16 protein-coding genes are annotated in these 20,229 nt (G+C 62.6%); 4 read left to right on the top strand and 12 right to left on the bottom strand.

The features are described from left to right. Positions 1 to 209: 209 nt before the first annotated feature. Both M728_RS10120 and M728_RS10125 read right to left on the bottom strand, forming a co-directional pair. The gene (locus M728_RS10120) at positions 210 to 674 is read right to left on the bottom strand and encodes a chemotaxis protein CheW (protein WP_026617752.1); all 465 of its coding nucleotides are present in this window, start codon (positions 672 to 674) and stop codon (positions 210 to 212) included. Positions 675 to 676: 2 nt separating this feature from the next. Beyond that, on the bottom strand, positions 677 to 2,755 hold the full coding sequence (locus M728_RS10125; RefSeq protein WP_026621636.1) for a methyl-accepting chemotaxis protein: 2,079 nt from the start codon (positions 2,753 to 2,755) through the stop codon (positions 677 to 679). A gap of 611 nt (positions 2,756 to 3,366) precedes the next feature. On the opposite strand from M728_RS10125, the gene M728_RS10130 reads away from it, so the two are divergent. The 3 genes from M728_RS10130 to M728_RS10140 all read left to right on the top strand — a co-directional run bounded on the left by M728_RS10130 (position 3,367) and on the right by M728_RS10140 (position 7,347). Then, on the top strand, positions 3,367 to 3,966 hold the full coding sequence (locus M728_RS10130; RefSeq protein WP_026621634.1) for an SCO family protein: 600 nt from the start codon (positions 3,367 to 3,369) through the stop codon (positions 3,964 to 3,966). Between the two features lie 125 nt (positions 3,967 to 4,091). Beyond that, positions 4,092 to 4,967: a 50S ribosomal protein L11 methyltransferase gene (locus tag M728_RS10135; RefSeq protein ID WP_026621633.1), complete on the top strand. Its 876-nt coding sequence runs from the start codon at positions 4,092 to 4,094 to the stop codon at positions 4,965 to 4,967. 538 nt (positions 4,968 to 5,505) lie between these two features. Beyond that, a complete protein-coding gene (locus tag M728_RS10140) occupies positions 5,506 to 7,347 on the top strand; it encodes an aminopeptidase P family protein (RefSeq protein WP_026621632.1) in 1,842 nt (613 codons plus the stop codon). Positions 7,348 to 7,552: 205 nt separating this feature from the next. On the opposite strand, the gene M728_RS10145 is transcribed toward M728_RS10140, so the two are convergent. The 5 genes from M728_RS10145 to panC all read right to left on the bottom strand — a co-directional run bounded on the left by M728_RS10145 (position 7,553) and on the right by panC (position 11,024). Continuing rightward, entirely contained in the window at positions 7,553 to 7,792 is a 240-nt protein-coding gene (locus tag M728_RS10145; RefSeq protein WP_026621631.1) for a hypothetical protein, read from the bottom strand. Positions 7,793 to 7,909: 117 nt separating this feature from the next. Then, positions 7,910 to 8,218 carry an AzlD family protein gene (locus M728_RS10150; RefSeq protein ID WP_026621630.1) on the bottom strand — a complete coding sequence of 103 codons (309 nt, stop codon included), beginning with the start codon at positions 8,216 to 8,218 and terminating at the stop codon, positions 7,910 to 7,912. Positions 8,219 to 8,221: 3 nt separating this feature from the next. Next, positions 8,222 to 8,938, bottom strand: a complete 717-nt coding sequence (locus M728_RS10155; protein ID WP_026621629.1) for an AzlC family ABC transporter permease — start codon at positions 8,936 to 8,938, stop codon at positions 8,222 to 8,224. 386 nt (positions 8,939 to 9,324) lie between these two features. Continuing rightward, positions 9,325 to 10,146: a 3-methyl-2-oxobutanoate hydroxymethyltransferase gene (panB, locus tag M728_RS10160; RefSeq protein WP_026621628.1), complete on the bottom strand. Its 822-nt coding sequence runs from the start codon at positions 10,144 to 10,146 to the stop codon at positions 9,325 to 9,327. A 2-nt stretch (positions 10,147 to 10,148) separates the two neighbouring features. Continuing rightward, the gene (gene panC / locus M728_RS10165) at positions 10,149 to 11,024 is read right to left on the bottom strand and encodes a pantoate--beta-alanine ligase (RefSeq protein WP_026621627.1); all 876 of its coding nucleotides are present in this window, start codon (positions 11,022 to 11,024) and stop codon (positions 10,149 to 10,151) included. Positions 11,025 to 11,381: 357 nt separating this feature from the next. Here panC and M728_RS10170 point away from each other — a divergent pair, with 357 nt between their 5' ends. Beyond that, a complete protein-coding gene (locus tag M728_RS10170) occupies positions 11,382 to 11,786 on the top strand; it encodes a VOC family protein (protein WP_026621625.1) in 405 nt (134 codons plus the stop codon). A 249-nt stretch (positions 11,787 to 12,035) separates the two neighbouring features. On the opposite strand, the gene ligA is transcribed toward M728_RS10170, so the two are convergent. The 5 genes from ligA to ftsZ form a co-directional block, all read right to left on the bottom strand. Further along, positions 12,036 to 14,189 (bottom strand): NAD-dependent DNA ligase LigA, encoded by a 2,154-nt coding sequence (gene ligA / locus M728_RS10175; RefSeq protein WP_026619096.1) that lies wholly within the window; start codon positions 14,187 to 14,189, stop codon positions 12,036 to 12,038. 167 nt (positions 14,190 to 14,356) lie between these two features. Then, positions 14,357 to 16,030, bottom strand: a complete 1,674-nt coding sequence (gene recN / locus M728_RS10180; RefSeq protein WP_026619095.1) for a DNA repair protein RecN — start codon at positions 16,028 to 16,030, stop codon at positions 14,357 to 14,359. Between the two features lie 35 nt (positions 16,031 to 16,065). After that, complete coding sequence (locus M728_RS10185; protein WP_026617769.1) at positions 16,066 to 16,932, bottom strand: outer membrane protein assembly factor BamD; 867 nt, start codon at positions 16,930 to 16,932, stop codon at positions 16,066 to 16,068. Between the two features lie 223 nt (positions 16,933 to 17,155). Next, positions 17,156 to 18,109, bottom strand: a complete 954-nt coding sequence (lpxC, locus tag M728_RS10190; RefSeq protein WP_026619094.1) for a UDP-3-O-acyl-N-acetylglucosamine deacetylase — start codon at positions 18,107 to 18,109, stop codon at positions 17,156 to 17,158. 331 nt (positions 18,110 to 18,440) lie between these two features. Then, positions 18,441 to 20,207: a cell division protein FtsZ gene (ftsZ, locus tag M728_RS10195; RefSeq protein ID WP_026619093.1), complete on the bottom strand. Its 1,767-nt coding sequence runs from the start codon at positions 20,205 to 20,207 to the stop codon at positions 18,441 to 18,443. Positions 20,208 to 20,229 lie beyond the last annotated feature (22 nt).

Here is a 20,229-nt window from a genome sequence, read left to right on the forward strand (position 1 = left end):
TGTTTCGGCATCCAGCCTCAAGGCGGATGCCGCGATCATCAGCATAGGGCTCTCCTCACCAATGCTGCTTTCTTCATAACTCGTTTCCCGTGCAGGGGTTCCTGGCCTGCGACTGACCAGTTTTCACGTTTACGCGTTCGCGCCATGCAAAAAGGCCCGCTTGCGCGGGCCTTGCATTCAGATGCGCGAATTCTCTTGGTTTCAGAGGCCTAGGCGGCCTGCGCCAGTTCCTCGGCAATGACCGTGTCCAGGTTGAGGAAGCAGACCATCGATTTCTCGAGTGCCACGATCCCGCGGCAGAAAGCGCGCTGCGCTTCCGGAATGATCTCGGGCGCCGGTTGCAGGTCTTCGCTGCGGATCGTCATCATGTCGGAAACCTGTTCGACCAAGAGGCCGACGAGCTTGCCGTTGATGTCCGTGACGATGATCGCCGAGCGTTCCGAAGGCTCGGTCATCTTCATGCCGAGGCGGCAGGCCATGTCGATGACCGGGATCACCGCACCGCGCAGGTTGATGAGGCCAAGCACATAGGGCGGCGTGTGCGGCATTGGCGTCACCGGCGCCCAGCCGCGGATTTCGCGGATCGCCATGATGTCGATGCAGAACTCCTGATCGCCGAGGTGGAAAGACACGATTTCGAGATAGGCGCCTGACTGCTTTATTGCGTTGCTCATGATCAGAACTCTTCCCAATTTTCGCCGGATGCCGTCCGCGACGGCATTGCAGCGGGGTTGTTGCCGAATGCGCCCGCCAGTTTCCCCATCAGGGCCTTGGCGGGAGATGGAGTTGCCCGAGTAGAGGCCTGCACGGCCGCAGGCTTGTGAAGCGAAACGGCCTTCGCGCTAGCGGTAGCGCCGGCGGCCGGCGGAACGCTTGTCTTGGCCGAGCCTCTCTTGACCGCGGATTGCACCGGAGCGGGAGCTGCGGCACGGATGGCAGTTTCGCGCGCCTGCTCATGGCGGAACTGGCCGACGAGTTCGCTGAGCCTTTCGACATCCTGCGCAAGCGTGTGGCTCGCGGCGTTCGTCTGCTCCACCATGGCCGCATTCTGCTGCGTCATCTGATCGAGTTGCGCGACCGCGGCATTGATCTCGTGAAGTCCGGTCGACTGCTCGCGCGCAGCCATGACGATCGAGCTCATATGTTCGTTGATGCGGGCGACTTTGACACCGATGCGGCCAAGCGCATCGCCGGTCTCCTGAACCAGCTTGACGCCGGTGCCGACCTCGTTGCCCGAGCGCATGACCAGCGCCTTGATGTCCTTGGCGGCACCGGCGGCCCGCTGCGCAAGCTCCCTCACTTCCTGCGCGACGACCGCGAAGCCCTTGCCGGCCTCGCCTGCGCGCGCGGCCTCGACCCCGGCATTGAGCGCCAGCAGATTGGTCTGGAACGCGATCTCGTCGATGACATTGATGATCTTGCCGATCTCGTTGGAAGCGCCCTCTATGCGCGCCATGGCGGCGATCGCCTCGCCGACGATGCGCCCGGATTCCTCGGCGTTTATGCGCGTCTCGTCGACCATGCGGCTCGCCTCTTCGGCGCGCTCCGTCGCGGTCTTCACCGTCACGGTGATTTCCTCGAGCGCGGCCGACGTCTGTTCCAAAGACGCCGCCTGTCTTTCCGTCCGCCGCGCCAGATCATCGGCGGCGCTGCGCATTTGGCGCCCGTTCGAGTCGATCGAGGCCGTGTTCTCCTTGACACTCGAAAGAACATGGCTCAGCCGCTCCACCGTATCGTTGAAATCGCGGCGCAGCGAATCGAGGCCGCCGTCGAACGGCTCGCGGATGGCAACCGCCAGGTTGCCCTCGGCAAGCTGGTTGAGCGCCCGGCCCAAGGCGTCGACCGCAATCTTGATGCGGGCGACGGCCTGTTCGCGTTCGGCTTCCTGACGGTCGCGTTCCTGTTCCATTTCGTTGCGGCTTGCGGCGGCACTCTGTTCGAGAGCACGCTTTTCAACCGCCGCTGTCCGAAACAGATCCACCGAGCGGGCCATCTCCCCGATCTCGTCGCCGCGTCCAAGCGCCGGCACGAGCGTCGAGAGGTCGCCCGAAAGGATGCGTTGCATACTGTCGCGCAAACCGAGAATGCCCCGACGGAGGACGTTCCCGTGGAACCAAATCAATGCGAGCATCCCGCCCATGGCGAAGAGACCGGCCACCGCCTGCATCAGCAGAGCGTGTTTCGATTCCGCCCGCGCCTCATCCGTGCGCTCCAAAGCCAGATCGGCGGCTGCTTCCGTGAGTTCCGTCAGCACCGCATTCATACGCTCGCCGCCACCATCGATCGCATCGTCGATGCGGGCGAAATCGGCGGCCGGCGCGCCGGCTTCCACCAGCGTCTTCAAATCCATTTCGACTGCCTTGCGCAACTCGGCGAAATCGGCCCTGAAGTTCGGCACAACGTCCGATTTTCCGAGCAGACGTGCCAGTTCCTCAAGAGCGGGCGTCTTCGCGTCGAGCAGCTCCAGTGATGCCTTTATCTGCGCGGCGCGTTCCGGCTGAATCTTGCGTTCTTCGCGATCGATGATCGTGTCCATCGCGATCAGAACCAGTTCTATGCCGGCGAAGCGCATTTCCTCCGCCGTTCTCATTCCGCGCTCCGCGACAATCGCCTTTTCGAGCGCTGCTTCAGAGCGGTTGTTCTGATACCAACCGACGCCAAGCACCGAGCCGAAACCGAGAGAAGCGGCGCCCGCAAGCGTCGCCAGTCGCTGGCTGACGGTAAGATTGCTCTTGGCGGATGGAGACTTGTTCATGATTGGCAGTCCAGGACAATGGACCCGCGGAGAGGCGGGGTCCTCCGTTGCGATCGATGCGGAAGGCCGGGCTCGATCAAAACCGGATGACCTCATGTCATGTCGAAGTGGTGCACTTCTCCGCGTTGGCCGACACTGGCAAAGAGACCTTAAACAATCGCTAATACACGAGCGGGAACTGCGGGACGATCGCGCATTTCGTTATCTTCCTTGCCCTTTCACTCTCGGTTCGTGGTGCTATGATTGAGCCATGCGCTCGGACACAAAAAAATCGCTTTCGCCGCTAATCCTTGCCCTGGTTACGGGTGCCCTCGCGCTCGTCTTCCTCCTCACCTTCCAGGGATGGATCGCGCACGGCGCCGACATATTCCTGTCGCTCGCTCAAGCCGGGCTGTCCTGGTGCTTCTAGCGCGGGATGAGGAAAAGTGTGCGCGGTTTTCCGCCCGCATCCCGCGCTGACTTACGTTCATGATTTTAGGTCGATCCAACCTAAAATCATCGTGATCTAAAGCGTATCTCAACGATCCGTCCCGTGCCTGCGTCAATTGTCGCTTTGCGCCCGCGGGTGTGAAGCGGTATCAAGACTCTGCATTCAACAGACGGTAGCAACGATGAAATCCATTCGCATAGCCCTTTGGGTTGCCATCCTCATCACGGTGGCGGTTCTCGGTTGGCTCACCTTCGACATGACACAGCCGAAGCAGCAGGCATCGTCCGGGCCCTTCGGCGTTCCCTTCACACTGGTCGCCCAAAACGGGCAGCAGATCACCGAGAAGGCGTTCACTGGCAAGCCGACCGCCCTCTTCTTCGGCTTCACCCATTGCCCGGAAGTTTGCCCGACCACGCTCTTCGAGCTGAACGGCTGGCTCGAAAAGGTTGATCCCGACGGCAACAAGCTGCAGGCCTATTTCATCACCGTCGACCCTGAACGCGATACGCCTGAAGTGCTCGGACCATATGTCTCGAATGTTTCAAAGCGCATCACCGGCATTTCCGGACCACCGGACAAAGTGCGGGAAATGGTCAAGGGTTACCGTGTCTATTACAAGAAGGTCCCGGTCGACGAGGCGAAGCCGGACGGCGACTACACGATGGATCATACGGCCTCGGTCTTCCTGCTTGACGCCGACGGTCAGTTCAGCGGAACGATCGCCTATGGCGAAAATCCGGAAACGGCGATCAAGAAGCTGGAGAACCTCGCAAAGGGCTGAGTGGCCCGCGCTTCCATCTCTCACCGGCGCCGGCAGATGCCGGCGCTTTGCGTTTGCCCTCCAATCATGCTAGCGGCGGACCCGCCGCGCAGCGCCCTGAATGCCGATAGCCAAAGGAAAGAACCTTGAGCGAGATACGCCTTTTCGTCACCACCACGGAAAAGCAAGCGGAAGCCGTGCTCGATGTCATGAGCATGATCTTCGAAGACGAGGATCACGCCATTGCGACCATGGAGATCGACGAGAAGCGCGATATCTGGGAAGCGTCGGTCTACATGATGGCAGACGAAGAGAAAGACGTGCAGGCGCGTCTTGAGCAGGCGCTTGCGGCCGATTTCTCGCATCTCTCCATCGAACGGGAAGTCCTGCCGGATGTCGACTGGATCGCCAAATCGCTGGAGGGACTCGCGCCGGTGCGCGCCGGCGGGTTTGTCATCCACGGCTCGCACGATCGCGACAAGGTGAAGGCGGGTGAGATCGCCATCGAAATCGACGCCGGCCAGGCTTTCGGCACGGGCCACCACGGAACGACCGCCGGCTGTCTCGAAATGCTGGCGGCGATCGCCCGCACGCGGCCCTTCCGCAACGTCCTCGACCTCGGCACCGGAAGCGGCGTGCTGGCGATCGCTGCCCGCAAGCTCCTGCACGTACCGGTGCTCGCAACCGATATCGACCCGGTCGCAACCCGCGTCGCGACAGAGAACGCCCGCCGCAACGGCGTGGTCACGGGCCTGACCTTCGCGACCGCCCCCGGCTTCCACTCCACGGCCTTCCGCACAAAGGGACCCTTTGACCTCATCATCGCCAATATCCTGGCGCGGCCGCTGATGAAGATGGCGCCGCAGCTCGTCGCCAATCTGGCGCCCGGCGGGTCGGTCATCCTCTCAGGCATCCTCGCAGAACAACGCTGGAGGGTGCTCGCCGCCTATAACGGTCAGAACCTCAAACATGCGCGCACTATCTGGCGCAATGGCTGGGTGACGATCCATCTGGTCGGGTAAGAAGCCGTTTTGCCAGCGCGGGATGAGGAAAAGTGTGCGTCCGCCCGCATCCGGGATTTTCCCGTCGCGAAACGAAAAGGCCGCCGGTCCATCATGACGGGCGGCCTTCTCGAAACAAAGGCGATGCCGAAGCATCGCCTGCTGGTCGGCTTGAGACCGACCATGCCCGCGAGCCTGAGGAGGAGGAGCGCTCGAGCGGGCTCTACAATTCCGAAGCTGGCCACCCTTGAGGGAGGAGGAGAACGGATGACCAACCATTCTCGGAACCGCAGTTCTTTGAACCGGACTTTCGTCCGTGTTCGTTGGCGCGCTTATAAACCATAATTTTGATAGAGAAAGATTTATTTCGGCATGGGAGCCATGCGCCTGGCGCATAAGTATGATAAATGCGCGAACACGCTTCCGGTTCGACTGATGCATTCGAACGCACCGGCAGGCTGTTTACGGCAGGATGTCGCCTCTTTCCCCCGAAGTGGCCTTTCCGCTAACATGCATCCATCTCGCCCTGCGGTTTGCCGCCAACCTACCGGAAATGTCCATGTTTCAGTCCTTTGAAGTCACCTCGACGCCTCAATTCGGAAAGGAGCGCACCGCCGCCCTGCGTTCCGCTTTCGCGGCTCTCGGCATCGACGGTTTCCTCGTCCCACGCGCCGACGAGTTCCAGGGCGAGTATGTGCCGGCCTGCTCCGAGCGGCTCTCGTGGCTGACGGGCTTCACGGGTTCCGCCGGCGTCGCGCTCATCACACAGCGTGACGCGATCGTCTTCGTCGATGGCCGTTACGTCACTCAACTCAAGGAGCAGGTGGATGGCAGCGTCTTCACCGGTGGCGATCTCATCGGAGAGCCGCCGCATGTCTGGCTGGAGGGGCACGCTCCCAAGGGCTTCCGCCTCGGCATCGATCCCTGGCTGCACACGGCGGCGGAGGTGCGCCGGCTTGAAAAGGCACTCGCCGCCATCGGCGGTTCGCTCGTTTTCCTCGACCACAATCCGCTCGACCGGCTCTGGACCGACCGGTCGGCAGCCCCCCTTGGCCGCGTAACCATCCAGCCGATCGAGCATGCGGGACAATTGGCCAAGGACAAGATCGCGACGGTTGCGGCAGGCGTCGACAAGGCGAAGGCCGCGGCCGTCGTGCTAACCGATCCCTCCTCCGTCGCCTGGACCTTCAACATTCGCGGCAGCGACGTGCCGCATACGCCGCACCCGCTTGCGCGCGCCATCATCCACGCGAACGGTCGCGCCGAGATTTTCCTCGACAAGCGCAAGACCGGGATCGAGGAAGAGGCCTATCTGACGCAACTCGCCGACATCGCGGCTCCGGCGAGCTTCGACGACCGGCTCGCCGCCCTCGCCTCCACCGGTGCGGCGATCTTGATCGATCCCGATCTCGCACCCTTCGCGATCGGCGAGCTGATCCGCTTGAGAGGCGGCTCGGTGATCGAGGCCGTCGATCCGGCGCGTCTCCCCCGCGCCCGCAAGAATCCAGCCGAGATCGCCGGCTCCATCCGGGCGCATCTGCAGGACGGCGCGGCAATGGTCGAGTTCCTCGCCTGGCTTGACGGGACGCAGCCCGGCAGCGTAACGGAAATCGGCGCGGCCAAGTGGCTGGAGGCGGCGCGTGCCGCTGTCGGCGAGCGCATGCAGAACCCTTTGAAGGATATCTCGTTCGACACAATCGCCGGCGCCGGCTCGCATGCGGCGATCATGCATTACCGCGTCACGACCGATACCGACCGGCCGATTGAAGCAGGAACGATGTTCCTGATCGATTCCGGCGCGCAATACATCAACGGTACGACCGACATAACCCGCACCGTGGCGATCGGCGCCGTGCCGGAGGAGCAGAAGCGCTTCTTCACGCTGGTGCTGAAGGGCATGATCGCCATCAGCACGGCGCGATTCCCAAAGGGCTCGCGCGGCGTCGACCTCGATCCCCTCGCCCGCATGGCGCTCTGGAAGGCAGGCGCCGATTATGCTCACGGCACCGGCCACGGTGTCGGCTCCTATCTCTCGGTACATGAAGGACCGCAACGGATTGCCCGGCTCGCGACCCAGGAGCTGCTGCCCGGCATGATTCTGTCCAACGAGCCCGGCTACTATCGTCCAGGCGCTTTCGGCATCCGCATCGAGAATCTGATCGTCGTCAAGGAGGCATCGGAGATCGAGGGCGGCGATCAGCCGATGCTTGGCTTCGACACGCTGACCTACTGCCCTATCGACCGCCGGCTCGTTCTCCCTGCCCTACTGACGGACGACGAGCTCGCCTGGCTGAATGCCTACCATGCGGAAACGCGAAAAAAGCTGATGCCGCTGCTGGCCGACGAGGAGACGCGCAACTGGCTGACAGCCGCCACGGAGGCGGTTGAACGTCAGAGCTGATCAAGTTGGACGCGCTGAGGACGGGAGGCCCGGCGTGGGGTGGGGGCTTGGGGGACCGCCGGGCCTCCGTTGGGAGGTCGATGTCTCTACCAACGGTATTGTTATATTTGGCGCTGCTCGCCGCTGTAACCCGGAAATTCTACGGGTTGCGTGCCTGTTACTCGAAGTAATCTCCAGTTGAGCCGAGCGCGAGGCCCACTTCCCATCAGATGCCAAGCATCTTCTTCGCCTCGCCGAGCGCTGCCTCCGCGCCGGCGTGATCGCCAGCCTGGTGCCGTTCCTCGCCCTGTTGGCGCAACTGTTTGACCTTGGCCATGTCGGCCTCGGAAAGTGAGGCGTTCGGCATCGCCGCGTCGATCGCCGCCATCGTGCTGGGGCACTGATTGGCAAAGGCGGTCACAGGGGTGAGCGCGAGCAAAAGGGCAATCGAGATTCTGACCATCATCTTCGCTCCTCCATGGCCGGAGGGGCTGGCGCCTCCGGCAACGAAAGAATGATAGTGCAGGATCGCTCCGGCGCCAATGCCGACTCGGAGCGCAGCGCCCGCTTGTCAGGCGGAATGCTACGAGATCAGATGCCGGATCAGCATCACCGCAATCCAGCCGACAAGCAGCATCCGCAGTGTCGAGAAACGCAGCCCGATGCCGAAGGCGACGAGCATCGCGGCGGCTACATCGAGGCCACCGTAGACGAAGGCGGGTGCCACCAGCGTCGTCAGCACCGCCGCCGGGACGGCGTTCAATGCCGCTTCGAGCCGCGGCGGAATGTTCTTAAGCTGGGTGATCAGCACATAGCCGCCGAAGCGGGTCGCATAGGTTGCGACAGCCGCCGCGATGATCAGATAGATGAGATCGAGATGTTGCGCGTCCAAGACTCAGGCCTCCCGTTCTGCGACCGGCACTCCCCTCGCCGGCCGTTCCGACGGCAGGCAAGCGGCGAGCAGGATGCCTGCGAGCGCACCGATGCTGACATGCCAGGGCGAGCCCACGAAATGCATCGCCGCGACGGAAGCGATCGCGCTTGTCGCCACGATCGGCAGGAAGCGATCGCGTTTGCGGAAGCTCATGACAAGGCCGAGGAAATAGACCGGCAGGAGCACGTCGAGACCGATCGCTTTGGGATCGCCGATCAACTGGCCGAAAATGGCACCTATCAACGTGGTGAGAATCCAGGGAATGTAGACCACCAGCCCGAAGCCGAGATACCACGCAAAGGTGATCGGCAACCCGCGCTCGCCGCGCTGTTCCGTCTCGGCATATTGCGGATCGACGAGCAGGAAGAAGGCGAGAAGCTTCTGTACGAAGCTGAAATGACGAATGTGCTTGGCAATGGAGGCGGAATAGAGCACGTGCCGGAAGTTGACCGCGAAGACGGAAAGCACGACCAACCAAGGCTGAACCTGATTGCCGAAGAGTTCGATGCCGACCATCTGACTGGCACCGGCATAGACCGTTGCGCTCATGAACACGGCGTCAGCGATGGTGAAGCCGTTCTCGACCGCCAGCGCCCCGAACAGCGCACCAAAAGGCGACGCCGCCAACATGATGGGAAAGCCGCCGCGCAACCCCTCACGGAAATCGCTTCTGTTCATGAATCTCCTCCCGCAGGGAGCGCCGTGCGCGAAGGGGCGCGGCCGTAAACTCTTGCCGGAGACATAGGTGGTGCCGCAGCTTGCGACAATTCAATTGCACTGATGCAGTGATTGATTTTTCTGATGGGTTCAACCGGCGACCGCTCCGGACAGACGCCGTGTGTACCGAAGAGAGGCGGTGGTTCGACACACGCCCTCACTCCTGTGACAAGCACAGAGATGAGGGTAGCGGGCGGAATTGGCTACAGCGCCGTGCGTCTTTTCAGACGCACAAAGGACGCTGTAGCACTTTGAATTGCTGCATGTTTTTGTCCTCAAATCGGGTACGATTTAAGGAAACATGCAGTAGCCGTAGGGCGGACGCGAATCAAACCCGCCGCGCCTTGTCAGCGCTTCACCTGAAACGTGTGCTCTATGCCGGGGAAGGTGCGCGCCTTCACCTCATTGGCGTAGTCCTCGGCCGCCTTCGAGATCGCCGGCGCGAGCTCGGCGAAATGCTTGACGAAGCGTGGCTTGAAGTCGTTGAAAAGCCCGAGCATGTCATCCGACACAAGAATCTGACCGTCGCAGGCCGGCGAGGCGCCGATGCCGATGGTCGGCGCGCGCAGGGTCGCGGTGATCTCGCGGGCAACCGGCTCAACCGTGCCCTCGACCACGATCGCGAAGGCGCCGGCATCGTCGATCGCCTTGGCGTCACGACGGATCTTCGCCACTTCCTTCTCGTTGCGCCCGACCGAGCGGTAGCCGCCGGTCGTGTTGACGAGCTGCGGCATCAGCCCGACGTGGCCGAGCACCGGGATGCCGCGGCTGACGAGGAAATCGACCGTCTCGGCCATTTCCGCCCCGCCCTCGAGCTTAACCGCGCTACAGCCGGTTTCCTTCAAGACGCGCGCAGCACTTCGGAAGGCCTGCTCCTTCGATTCCTGATAGGACCCGAAAGGAAGGTCGACAACAACGCAGCAGCGCTCCGAACCGCGCATCACCGCCTGGCCATGCGCGATCATCATGTCGAGTGTGACGCCGACCGTCGTGTCGAGGCCGTAAAGCACCATGCCGAGCGAGTCGCCTACGAGCAGGAAATCGACGTGCGGGTCTAAGAGGCGCGCGATCGGCGTCGTGTAGGCCGTGAGGCTGACGATCGGGCGCTCGCCCTTCAGGGCTTCGATACTGGCGGGACTCAGCCGCCGCCTTGCGGTCTGGACGCTCATTCTCAGGCAACCTTTGCTAAACGGGTCGATTTCGGGGCGATGACACGATTGTCGAGCAGCTTCGTCGTGCCGAAGCGAACGAAAAGCAAGAGCAGCACCGCCTTCTCACCAACTTCACTCACCGGCTCCAGCGTCTCGGGATTGCGCAGCGCCACTACCTCGGGTCGCGCCAGCGGCTCGCTGCGGAGGAAGTCGGTAACGCCTTTCTCGACCGCTGCCGGATCGGTCTCACCGGCTGCGATCAGGCGCTCGGCCTCGTCCAACGCCTTCGGCACGATCGCGGCGGCACGGCGCTCTTCCGGCGTCAAATAGACATTGCGTGAAGAGCAGGCGAGCCCGTCGGCTTCGCGCACCGTCGGCACGCCGATGACCTCGATCGGTTGTGCGAGATCCTCGACCATGCGGCGGATGATCTGGAGTTGCTGGAAATCCTTCTCCCCGAAATAGGCACGGTCCGGCTGGACGATGTTGAAGAGCTTGGTGACGACGGTCGCAACGCCTGCGAAATGTCCGGGGCGGACCGCCCCTTCGAGCTCGGAGCCGAGCTTCGGCAGGTCAACCACGGTTTCCATCGGCCGCGGATACATGTCGACAACGCCGGGCGCGAAGAGGAAATCGACGCCGCCCTCGGTCAGCATCTTCTCATCGCGCGCGAGATCTCGCGGGTACTTCGCGAGGTCCTCGTTCGGTCCGAACTGCAGCGGATTGACGAAAATGCTGGCGACGACCACGTCGTTCTCGCTGCGGGCGCGGCGGACGAGTTCCATATGGCCGACATGAAGATAGCCCATGGTAGGGACAAGACCGATCGACTTGCCAACGCGCCGGTGCTCAGCAAGGGCATTGCGCAGTTCGGCGACGGTGGTGACGGTTTTCATCTTCGGACCCTCCAATCCGCCGGGGCGGAAGAAAAACGCCCCGTTTCGCTGATATGGCGAGCAGCCAGCCCCGCGAAAAGGCAATTGCACAAATTTTGGCTGCAAGGTCTATCTTGTGCAACGCAAAAACACAAATGGAAATGGTTGAGCCGCACCCTTGTTCCGGCGAAGACCCCGTCTTTGTCGCCGACCATTTCAAGGGTAGCGGGTTGGCCGAACGCTTCGCCGGCAGTCTTGGCTGAGCGACGCACTTGAAAGCGTTGGCATCGATGCCAGATAAAATTTCGCACGGGCTGTCGGCAGACGGCAACTGCCTTCGTCCTTGGTCCGTGAAATCATTTCCACGAGGAGCACCCAATGCGCATGATTTTCGTCAACCTGCCGGTCAAGGATCTGAAAGCCTCTCGGACCTTCTTCTCCGCCCTCGGCTTCACATTCAACGAGCAGTTCTCGGACGAGACGGCCGCCTGCATGGTCATAGACGACAATATCTTCGCCATGCTTTTGACGGAACCGAAATTCCGCAGCTTCATCACTGGCGAGATCAGCGACACCTCGAAGGGCACGGAGGTGATCACCGCGCTTTCTGCCGCAAGCCGGGCCGAATGCGACGATATGCTCGCCAAGGCGCTTGCCGCGGGCGGCAAGCCCTGGAAACCGGCGCTCGACTACGGCTTCATGTACGGCATCAGCTTCCAGGATCTGGACGGCCACGTGTGGGAATTCATGTGGATGGATGTGACGGCGCAGCAACAAGCCTGACGGTCGGGCGGTTGATATCCGCCGGTCACCCGGCGGATATTCCACCGTCGCAGCGATCTCGGCGTCCTACAGCGCCGTGCGTCTTTTCAGACGCACAAAGGACGCTGTAGCACTTTGAATTGCTGCATGTTTTTGTCCTTAAATCGGGTACGATTTAAGGAAACATGCAGTAGACGCTCAAGAGTCTCTCACGGCTTAGACGCGCGGTGAGAGACTAAATCGCCTTCTGAGTCCCCTCGAAGTCGCCCTCTACCCGCCAATCAGCGCCAGCCACTCGTCCTCGTCCATCGTCGTGATTCCGAGTTCGCGGGCCTTGTCGAGCTTCGAACCGGCGCCGGGGCCGGCAACGACGATGTCTGTCTTCTTCGAAACAGATCCGGCAACTTTGGCCCCGAGACTTTCTGCTTTCGCCTTCGCCTCGTCGCGCGTCATCTTTTCGAGCGAGCCGGTAAAGACCACCGTTTTGCCCGCAACGGGGCTGTCGGTCGCAACCCGCATTTCCGCACTTTCCGGCTTCACCTCTTCCAGAAGCCGGGTGATGACCTCGATATTGCGCGGCTCCTTGTAGAATTCGACGATCGCGCGAGCGACGACCTCGCCGATGCCGTCGATGCTGTTGAGTTCTTGCCAGGCGTCGCCGGAAAAGCTGCCCGCCTCCCTCATCGCCGCGTCGAAATGCTCGTAGCTGCCATAGGAGCGCGCGAGCAGTTTCGCCGTCGTCTCGCCGACATGGCGGATGCCGAGCGCGTAGATCAAGCGGTGGAGGGCGATCGCGCGGCGGGCGTTGATCGCGTCGTAGAGCTTGCGAACGCTAACCTTGCCGAAGCCTTCGATGTTTTCGAGTTTGGTAAGAGACGTTTCCTGACGGCGCTCCAGCGTGAAGATGTCCGGCGCGGTTCGGATCCTGAGATTGTCGTCCTCGCTTTCGAAGAAGAACTCGATCTGCTTGGAGCCGAGCCCCTCAATGTCGAAGGCATTGCGCGAGACGAAATGCTTCAGGTGCTCGACGGCCTGCGCCCGGCAGACGAAGCCGCCGGTGCAGCGCCGCACGGCGTCCACCTTGCCCGTCTTCTCGTTGATGTCGCGGACCGCGTGGCTGCCGCAGATCGGGCAAGTCGTCGGAAAACGGTAGGGCTCCGCACCTTCCGGCCGCTCGTCCATCACCACGTCGACGATCTGCGGGATCACGTCCCCTGCCCGCTGGACGATGACCATGTCGCCGATGCGGATGTCACGTCCTTCGCGGATCGGTTCGCCACTGTTGCCGACGCCGCGGATGTAATCCTCGTTGTGCAGCGTCGCATTGGTGACGACGACGCCGCCGACGGTGATCGGCTCCAGCCGCGCGACCGGCGTCAGCGCCCCGGTGCGACCGACCTGGATGTCGATGCCCTTGAGACGCGTGAAAGCCTGTTCGGCCGGGAACTTGTGCGCCGTCGCCCATCTCGGCGAGCGCGAGCGGAAGCCTAGCCGCGCCTGCAGGTCAAGACGGTCGACCTTATAGACGACGCCGTCGATATCGTAGTCGAGATCCGGACGCTCGCGCTCGATGTGGTGATAGTGTGCGAGCAATTCGTCGGCGGAGAAGAAGCGCTGCATCAGCGGATTGACCGGGAAGCCCCAGGCCTTGAAGGTCTCGACCATGCCGAGTTGCGTATCCGCCGGCATCGCCGACATCTCGCCCCAGGCGTAGGCGAAGAAGCGGAGCTTGCGGCTGGCGGTCACCTTCGGGTCGAGCTGACGCAGCGAGCCGGATGCCGTGTTGCGCGGGTTGACGTAGAGCGGCCGGCCCTGCGCCGCCATTTCGGCGTTAAGGGCGGCGAAATCGGACTTCGCCATGTAGATCTCACCGCGAACCTCGACGATATCCGGCGCGTCGGCCGGAAGCTTCTGCGGGATCATGCCGATCGTGCGGACGTTGGCGGTGACGTTTTCCCCTGTCGTGCCGTCGCCGCGCGTGGCCGCCGTCACCAGCCAACGGTTTTCGTAACGCAGCGACATGGAAAGGCCATCGATCTTCGGTTCGGCGGTAAAGGCGACCGAATGATCGGGAAGCAGGCCCAGGAAGCGGAAGATGCCGGCGACGAAGTCGCGCGCGTCTTCGTCCGAAAAGGTGTTGTCGAGCGACAGCATCGGCCGCGCATGCACGATTGGTGCAAATGTCGGCAACGGCGCAGCACCAACCTTGCGCGAGGGGCTGTCCTCGCGGATGAGCGCCGGAAAGCGCGCTTCGATCATGTCGTTGCGCCGCTTCAACGCGTCGTAGTCCGCATCCGAAATCTCTGGCGCGTCCTTGCCGTGATAAAGCACGTCGTGGCGGGCAATCTCCTCCGCCAGGAAGGCGAGTTCCTCCGCCGCTTCCGCTTCGGTCAGTTGCTCGACAGGTTTTCTCTGATTCAGCATGGATCGCGACTCCGGATTCGGAGTCGTTTTTACTGCATGATTCCTCAAATCGGAATCGATTTGAGGACAAAATCATGCAGCGTTTCAAAGCGCTACAGCGATCTTTGCGCGTCTGGTCAGACGCGCGGCGCTGTAGAGCAATCGGCGCGAAAGAAAAGTGGTTGCGATCAGCCGTTGCCGGCCAGCAAGCGCGCGGCCGCCGCTCTCGCCTCCTCGGTGATCGAAGCGCCGGCAAGCATGCGGGCGATTTCCTCAGTGCGCGCCGCGTCGTCCATGCGGGCGACGCGCGTCGCAATCATCTCCGCCTTTTCCGCCGACGGGCCCTTCGAGATCAGGAGATGCGTCGCAGCACGCGCGGCGACCTGCGGCGCGTGTGTGACGGAAAGCACCTGGACGGTCTTCGATAGCCGCTTCAAGCGCTGGCCAATCGCGTCGGCAACCGCGCCGCCGACACCCGTATCGATCTCGTCGAAGACGAGGGTCGGCGCCGAGCCGCGATCGGCAAGCGCCACCTTGAGCGCGAGCAGGAAGCGTGAAAGCTCGCCGCCCGAAGCAACCTTCATGATCGGTCCCGGCCGCGTGCCGGGGTTGGTCTGCACATGAAATTCCACGGCGTCGATGCCGTCGGCCGTCGGCGACGCCGGATCGCTCGCGACCTCGACCATGAAGCGCGCGCGTTCGAGCTTCAGCGCCGGCAATTCGTCCATGACAGCGGCCGAAAGCGCGCTCGCAGTGTTGTGACGCCTTTCGGAAAGCGCACGGGCAGCCGCGTCGAAAGCCGCCTTCGCTTCTCCGACCTGCATTTCAAGCTGCTTCAGCTTCTCCTCGCCGGCGTCGAGATCGGCGAGATCGGCAATCATCCTGACGGCGAGCGCCGGCAGTTCGACGACAGGAACCGAATATTTGCGGCTCGCGGCGCGCAGCGCGAAGAGACGCTCCTCGACGCGCTCGAGTTCCTTCGGGTCGAATTCGGTGTTGCGCAGCGCCCGCTCCGCCGCCATCTGCGCGTCGGAAAGCTGGTTCAGCGCGCCGTCCAGAAGTTCGACCGTCTCTTCGAGCAGACCCGGCGCTTCGTGGCTCTTGCGCTCGAGCCGCCGGACGAGCGAGGCGATGAGCGGCACCGGCGACGCACTGCCGTTCAGGAATTCGGAAGCCTCGCTGATATCGCCGGCGATGCGCTCGGCCTTCATCATCCGCGCGCGGGCTTCCGCGAGTTCCTCTTCCTCCCCATCCCGCGGAGAAAGCGCTTCGAGTTCATCTACCGAGGAACGCAAATAATCCGCCTCGCGCGCCGCCGCCTCCACCTTCTCGCGGTGCTTCTTGAGCCCGCGCTCGGCATCCTTCCAGGCGCGGTAGAGCGTTGCGACTTCCTCCGCGGCTTCGGTCGTTCCGCCGAATGCATCGAGCAGCGTGCGATGGGCGTCTGTGTCGACAAGCGCGCGATCGTCGTGCTGGCCGTGAATCTCGACAAGCGCCTGGCCGACCTGCCGCATCAGCTGCACGCTCACCGGCTGGTCGTTGATGAAGGCCTTGGTGCGACCGTCGCTCGATTGCACCCGCCGGAAAATCAGATCGCCATCGTCGTCGATGCCGTTCTCGCGCAAGAGAAGCCGTGCTGCATGACCGGTCGGCACATCGAAGACCGCAGTCACCTGCCCCTTGTCCTCGTCATGGCGGACGAGCGAGCCGTCACCCCGGCCGCCAAGCGCAAGCGACAGACTGTCGAGCAAAATGGATTTGCCGGCACCGGTTTCCCCGGTTAGCACCGAAAGTCCGGCATCGAAACTGAGATCAAGCCGTTCGATCAGGACGATATCGCGGATCGAGAGCTGGGCGAGCATCCGGTTTCATATCTTCCTTGTCGGGTGCGGAGGAATCACGCGCCGATGAGTTTCTTGCCGGCGCGCGCAATCCAGGATGTACCGGTTTCACGCGGCTCCAATCCGCCGGACTGCAGCAGCTTGAAGGAGTCGGCGTACCACTGACTGTCCGGGTAGTTATGTCCGAGAACCGCCGCAGCCGTCTGGGCTTCCGCGGTCACGCCCATGGCGTAGTAGGCCTCGACGAGACGGGCGAGTGCCTCTTCGACCTGGTTGGTATTCGGATACTGCTCGACGACGGTGCGGAAGCGCGAAATGGCTGCAAGATATTCCTTGCGCTCGAGATAGTAACGGCCGACCTGCATCTCCTTGCCGGCGAGCTGGTCGCGGGCAAAGCGAATTTTGGCTTGCGCGTCGTCGACATATTCGGAGTCGGGATACTTGTCGACCACCGCCTGCATCGCCTCGATCGCCCTGGCGGCGGGACGCTGGTCCTGCGTGACGGACGGGATCTGCTTCGTATAGGCGAGACCCTGGATATATTGCGCATAGGCCGCGTCTTCCGACTGCGGATAGAGGTTCAGGTAGCGATTGGTGGCGTTGATCGCGTCCTGATACTGGCCGTTGCGATAGGCGACGAAGGCATTCATCACCAGTGCCTTGCGCGCATATTCGGAGAACGGATGCTGCTTGTCGATCGCTTCGAACTTGCGCGCCGCCTCCGTCGTCTTGCCAGCATTGAGGTTGGCCAGGCCCTGATTGTAGAGCACCTCCGGCGGATCGGTTTCTGCGGTAAGCTTGGTGATATCAATGTCGGGATCGTTCTGGCAGGCTGTGATCAGGCTCGAGCCGGCGACAGCCGCGAGAACGACCGCAACGACGCGCACTGATTTCTTCATGTCGACCGAAACTGCAAGAACCATCGGATATTCCCGTTTCACTTAGCGGTTGGCATTCCGCCGGACTTGCGCGTTTTAGAGCAAGTTGCCTCAAGACCGCAACGTCATGATCGGCAATTCATGCAAATTTGTGGCACCTAATTCGGGATGAGGGAGAGAGTAGCTGCTTTTCCACCGCATCCGCTCCTTCGGGCAACGAAAATGCCGGCCTTTCGGCCGGCGACTGGAGAAGAAAGAGCTTGGTTTGTTATGCGGACCAGGGCGCAAAACCCGGCGCGGCGACCGCGACCATATCGCGCGAGCGGGCGCGCTGGCGCTGCGACGCGGTTTCCACGACTTCGTAGGCACTGGAATCGCTCAGCAGCGCCTTCAGCGCATTGGCGTTCATCCGATGGCCGCCGCGATAGGAGCGATAGCAACCCAGGAACGGTGCGCCCGCGAGCGAAAGATCACCCACGGCATCGAGCGTCTTGTGACGGACGAACTCATCCGCATAGCGCAGACCTTCCACGTTGATGACCGTGTCGTCATCCGAGATCACCACGGAGTTTTCCAGCGACGAGCCGAGCGCGAAGCCGCCGGCCCACAGCCGCTCCACGTCGCGCATGAAGCCGAAGGTGCGCGCCCGCGACAGTTCCCGCTTGAACACAGACGGCGTCATGTCGCCCTTCCAGGACTGGCGGCCGATCAAGGGGCAGTCGAAATCGATCTCGACCTCGAAGCGCATGCCATCATAGGGCGTGAATTCCGACCAGGAAGCGCCCGATTCAATGCGGACGGGCTTCAGGATACGGATGTAGCGGCGCTTCTCCGCGAGCGAGCGGATACCAGCCTGTTCGATCGCTTCGATGAAGGGGGCGGAACTGCCATCCATGATCGGCATCTCGGCGCCGTGCACCTCGATCAACAGATTGTCGAGACCGAGCGCGTAGATCGCCGCCATCACATGCTCGATCGTCGCGATCGACGTCGCCGGCGACAGGCCAAGAACGGTGCAAAGGTCGGTATTGCCTACCTGCGACGAGACGGCTCTGTACTCGCTGACCCGTCCGCCGGGGAGGACCCGCTGGAAGACAATGCCGGCGTCGGCATCGGCCGGATGGAACGTGATCTCCACCTCCGCACCGGAGTGAACACCAATTCCCTTTAGGGTTATCGGGCTTGCGATCGTCGTCTGAAACCCGAGCAGTTCGATTCCCATTCTTGTCTTCACTTTCAATCAACGCGGCCGGCGGCCAAACTCCACAGGGTGCAACGATGCTCAAGGCACAAGCGCAGGACCCGAGATTCCGTGCCTGTCGGCCGAAACCCCGCATTCCGAACTAACAGCGCCCGATCGAATCGTATGCGTCCCCAATTCCGATGCTGAAAATAAGAGTTTGGAGGCACCATTCCAAATCACTGTTCGTTTCGCATTGTTACGCAATTCATATGCGCGCAACACAAATTGTAAGCCATTGAAATTAAAGCGAAATCGAAAATGCCCGGGCTGGCGCCCGGGCATCGGCAAGGTGAAGGAACGGGCCTTCGAATCAGCTCGATTGACGGCGCAGGAACGCCGGGATCTCGAGCTGATCATCTTCATGCGAGCGCACCTGCGGCGAGACGCGACCGTGATCGTCGAGCTGGCCGCGACGCGGCGCGTAGAGGCTAGCCTCCGGCGAGAGCGGGCGGCGCTGCTGCGAAGCGGCGCTCGGTGCTGCAGCGGTCATGTCGGCCGAGACGTTCTGAGTATCCCTTTCACGCAGTCCGAGCGAGCTGGTGATTCGGTTGAGCAGTCCCATCGGCCCGCGCTCTTCCTGATGCGTCGGCGCCGGCTGTGCGCGATGGTCCATCTCCGCCTTCACGACCGGCGGAAAATCCTCGACCTTCGGCATGCGGACCGGCTCGGCGTACTGGCGCACGACCGGTGCGGGCTCCTGGCGAACCGGCTGCGGCTGGACCTGCGGCTGAACCGGAGCCTGCATTTCGACCGGCCGCTGTGCCGGTTGAGCCGGGCGCATGACGGGAGCGGGCTCAGCCGGGGCAACGCCGGCGAAGAGCTTGCTCTGCGGACGGAACGTCTCTTCCTGGACCTGCGAGGCCGGTGCGGCAACTTGCGCGCGGGTGGCGATGTCGAGCTCCCGCTCCATCTCGGCTTCACGAATCGCAAGCGCGATCTGGTCGACCTGTTGGACGGGCTGTGGAGCGGTCTGCTGCACCGGCTGCGGCTGGGGTGCCGGCTGCTGCACGGCAGCAGGCTGCGGCTGTGCAGCAACCGCGGCGGACGGACGAACGATCGGCTTCGGCGCTACCGGACGAAAGTCGGCGGAGCGACCGGCCACCTCCGCGGCCGTGCGGTCGATACCGGTTGCCACGACAGAAACGCGGATAAGGCCTTCGAGGTCTTCGTCGAAGGTGGCGCCGAGGATGATGTTGGCGTCCGGGTCCACTTCCTCGCGGATGCGCGTTGCCGCCTCGTCGACCTCGAACAGGGTAAGATCGCGGCCGCCGGTGATCGAGATCAGCAGGCCTTGCGCACCCTTCATCGAGGTTTCGTCGAGCAGCGGGTTGGCGATCGCAGCTTCGGCAGCGGCCATGGCGCGGCCCTCGCCGGAGGCTTCGCCCGTGCCCATCATGGCGCGGCCCATTTCGCGCATCACCGAACGGACGTCGGCGAAGTCGAGGTTGATGAGGCCTTCCTTGACCATGAGGTCGGTGATGCAGGCGACACCCGAATAGAGAACCTGGTCGGCCATGGCGAAGGCGTCAGCGAAGGTCGTCTTGTCGTTCGCGATGCGGAAGAGGTTCTGGTTCGGAATGACGATCAGGGTGTCGACCGACTTCTGCAGGTCGGCAATGCCCTGGTCGGCGATGCGCATGCGGCGCCCGCCCTCGAAGTGGAAGGGCTTGGTGACGACGCCGACGGTGAGGATGCCCTTGTTGCGTGCGGCCTGCGCGACGATCGGGGCTGCACCCGTGCCGGTGCCGCCGCCCATGCCGGCGGTGACGAAGCACATATGCGTGCCGTTCAAGTGATCGATGATCTCATCGATGCACTCTTCGGCGGCCGCACGGCCGACTTCCGGCTGCGAGCCGGCGCCGAGACCTTCGGTAACGGCGACACCCATCTGGATGATGCGCTCTGCCTTGGTCATCGTGAGCGCCTGCGCATCCGTGTTGGCGACGACGAAATCGACGCCCTGGAGCCCGGCGGTGATCATGTTGTTGACGGCGTTGCCGCCGCCGCCGCCGACGCCGAAGACCGTGATTCGGGGCTTCAGCTCGGTGATGTCCGGCTTCTGCAAGTTAATGGCCATAGTCCTGTTCCTTCTCTTTCTC

It is taken from the genome of Ensifer sp. WSM1721 (genome assembly GCF_000513895.2).
GTDB lineage: Bacteria > Pseudomonadota > Alphaproteobacteria > Rhizobiales > Rhizobiaceae > Sinorhizobium.

What these genes read in the sequence shown, in the direction of transcription:
- M728_RS10125 (WP_026621636.1), bottom strand. Translation starts at nt 2,755, where the DNA reads ATGAACAAGTCTCCATCCGCCAAGAGCAATCTTACCGTCAGCCAGCGA.
- M728_RS10155 (WP_026621629.1), bottom strand. Translation starts at nt 8,938, where the DNA reads ATGAACAGAAGCGATTTCCGTGAGGGGTTGCGCGGCGGCTTTCCCATC.
- M728_RS10145 (WP_026621631.1), bottom strand. Translation starts at nt 7,792, where the DNA reads ATGATGGTCAGAATCTCGATTGCCCTTTTGCTCGCGCTCACCCCTGTG.
- M728_RS10130 (WP_026621634.1), top strand. Translation starts at nt 3,367, where the DNA reads ATGAAATCCATTCGCATAGCCCTTTGGGTTGCCATCCTCATCACGGTG.
- ligA (WP_026619096.1), bottom strand. Translation starts at nt 14,189, where the DNA reads ATGCTGAATCAGAGAAAACCTGTCGAGCAACTGACCGAAGCGGAAGCG.
- M728_RS10185 (WP_026617769.1), bottom strand. Translation starts at nt 16,932, where the DNA reads ATGGTTCTTGCAGTTTCGGTCGACATGAAGAAATCAGTGCGCGTCGTT.
- ftsZ (WP_026619093.1), bottom strand. Translation starts at nt 20,207, where the DNA reads ATGGCCATTAACTTGCAGAAGCCGGACATCACCGAGCTGAAGCCCCGA.
- panB (WP_026621628.1), bottom strand. Translation starts at nt 10,146, where the DNA reads ATGAGCGTCCAGACCGCAAGGCGGCGGCTGAGTCCCGCCAGTATCGAA.
- M728_RS10140 (WP_026621632.1), top strand. Translation starts at nt 5,506, where the DNA reads ATGTTTCAGTCCTTTGAAGTCACCTCGACGCCTCAATTCGGAAAGGAG.
- M728_RS10120 (WP_026617752.1), bottom strand. Translation starts at nt 674, where the DNA reads ATGAGCAACGCAATAAAGCAGTCAGGCGCCTATCTCGAAATCGTGTCT.
- M728_RS10170 (WP_026621625.1), top strand. Translation starts at nt 11,382, where the DNA reads ATGCGCATGATTTTCGTCAACCTGCCGGTCAAGGATCTGAAAGCCTCT.
- lpxC (WP_026619094.1), bottom strand. Translation starts at nt 18,109, where the DNA reads ATGGGAATCGAACTGCTCGGGTTTCAGACGACGATCGCAAGCCCGATA.
- panC (WP_026621627.1), bottom strand. Translation starts at nt 11,024, where the DNA reads ATGAAAACCGTCACCACCGTCGCCGAACTGCGCAATGCCCTTGCTGAG.
- recN (WP_026619095.1), bottom strand. Translation starts at nt 16,030, where the DNA reads ATGCTCGCCCAGCTCTCGATCCGCGATATCGTCCTGATCGAACGGCTT.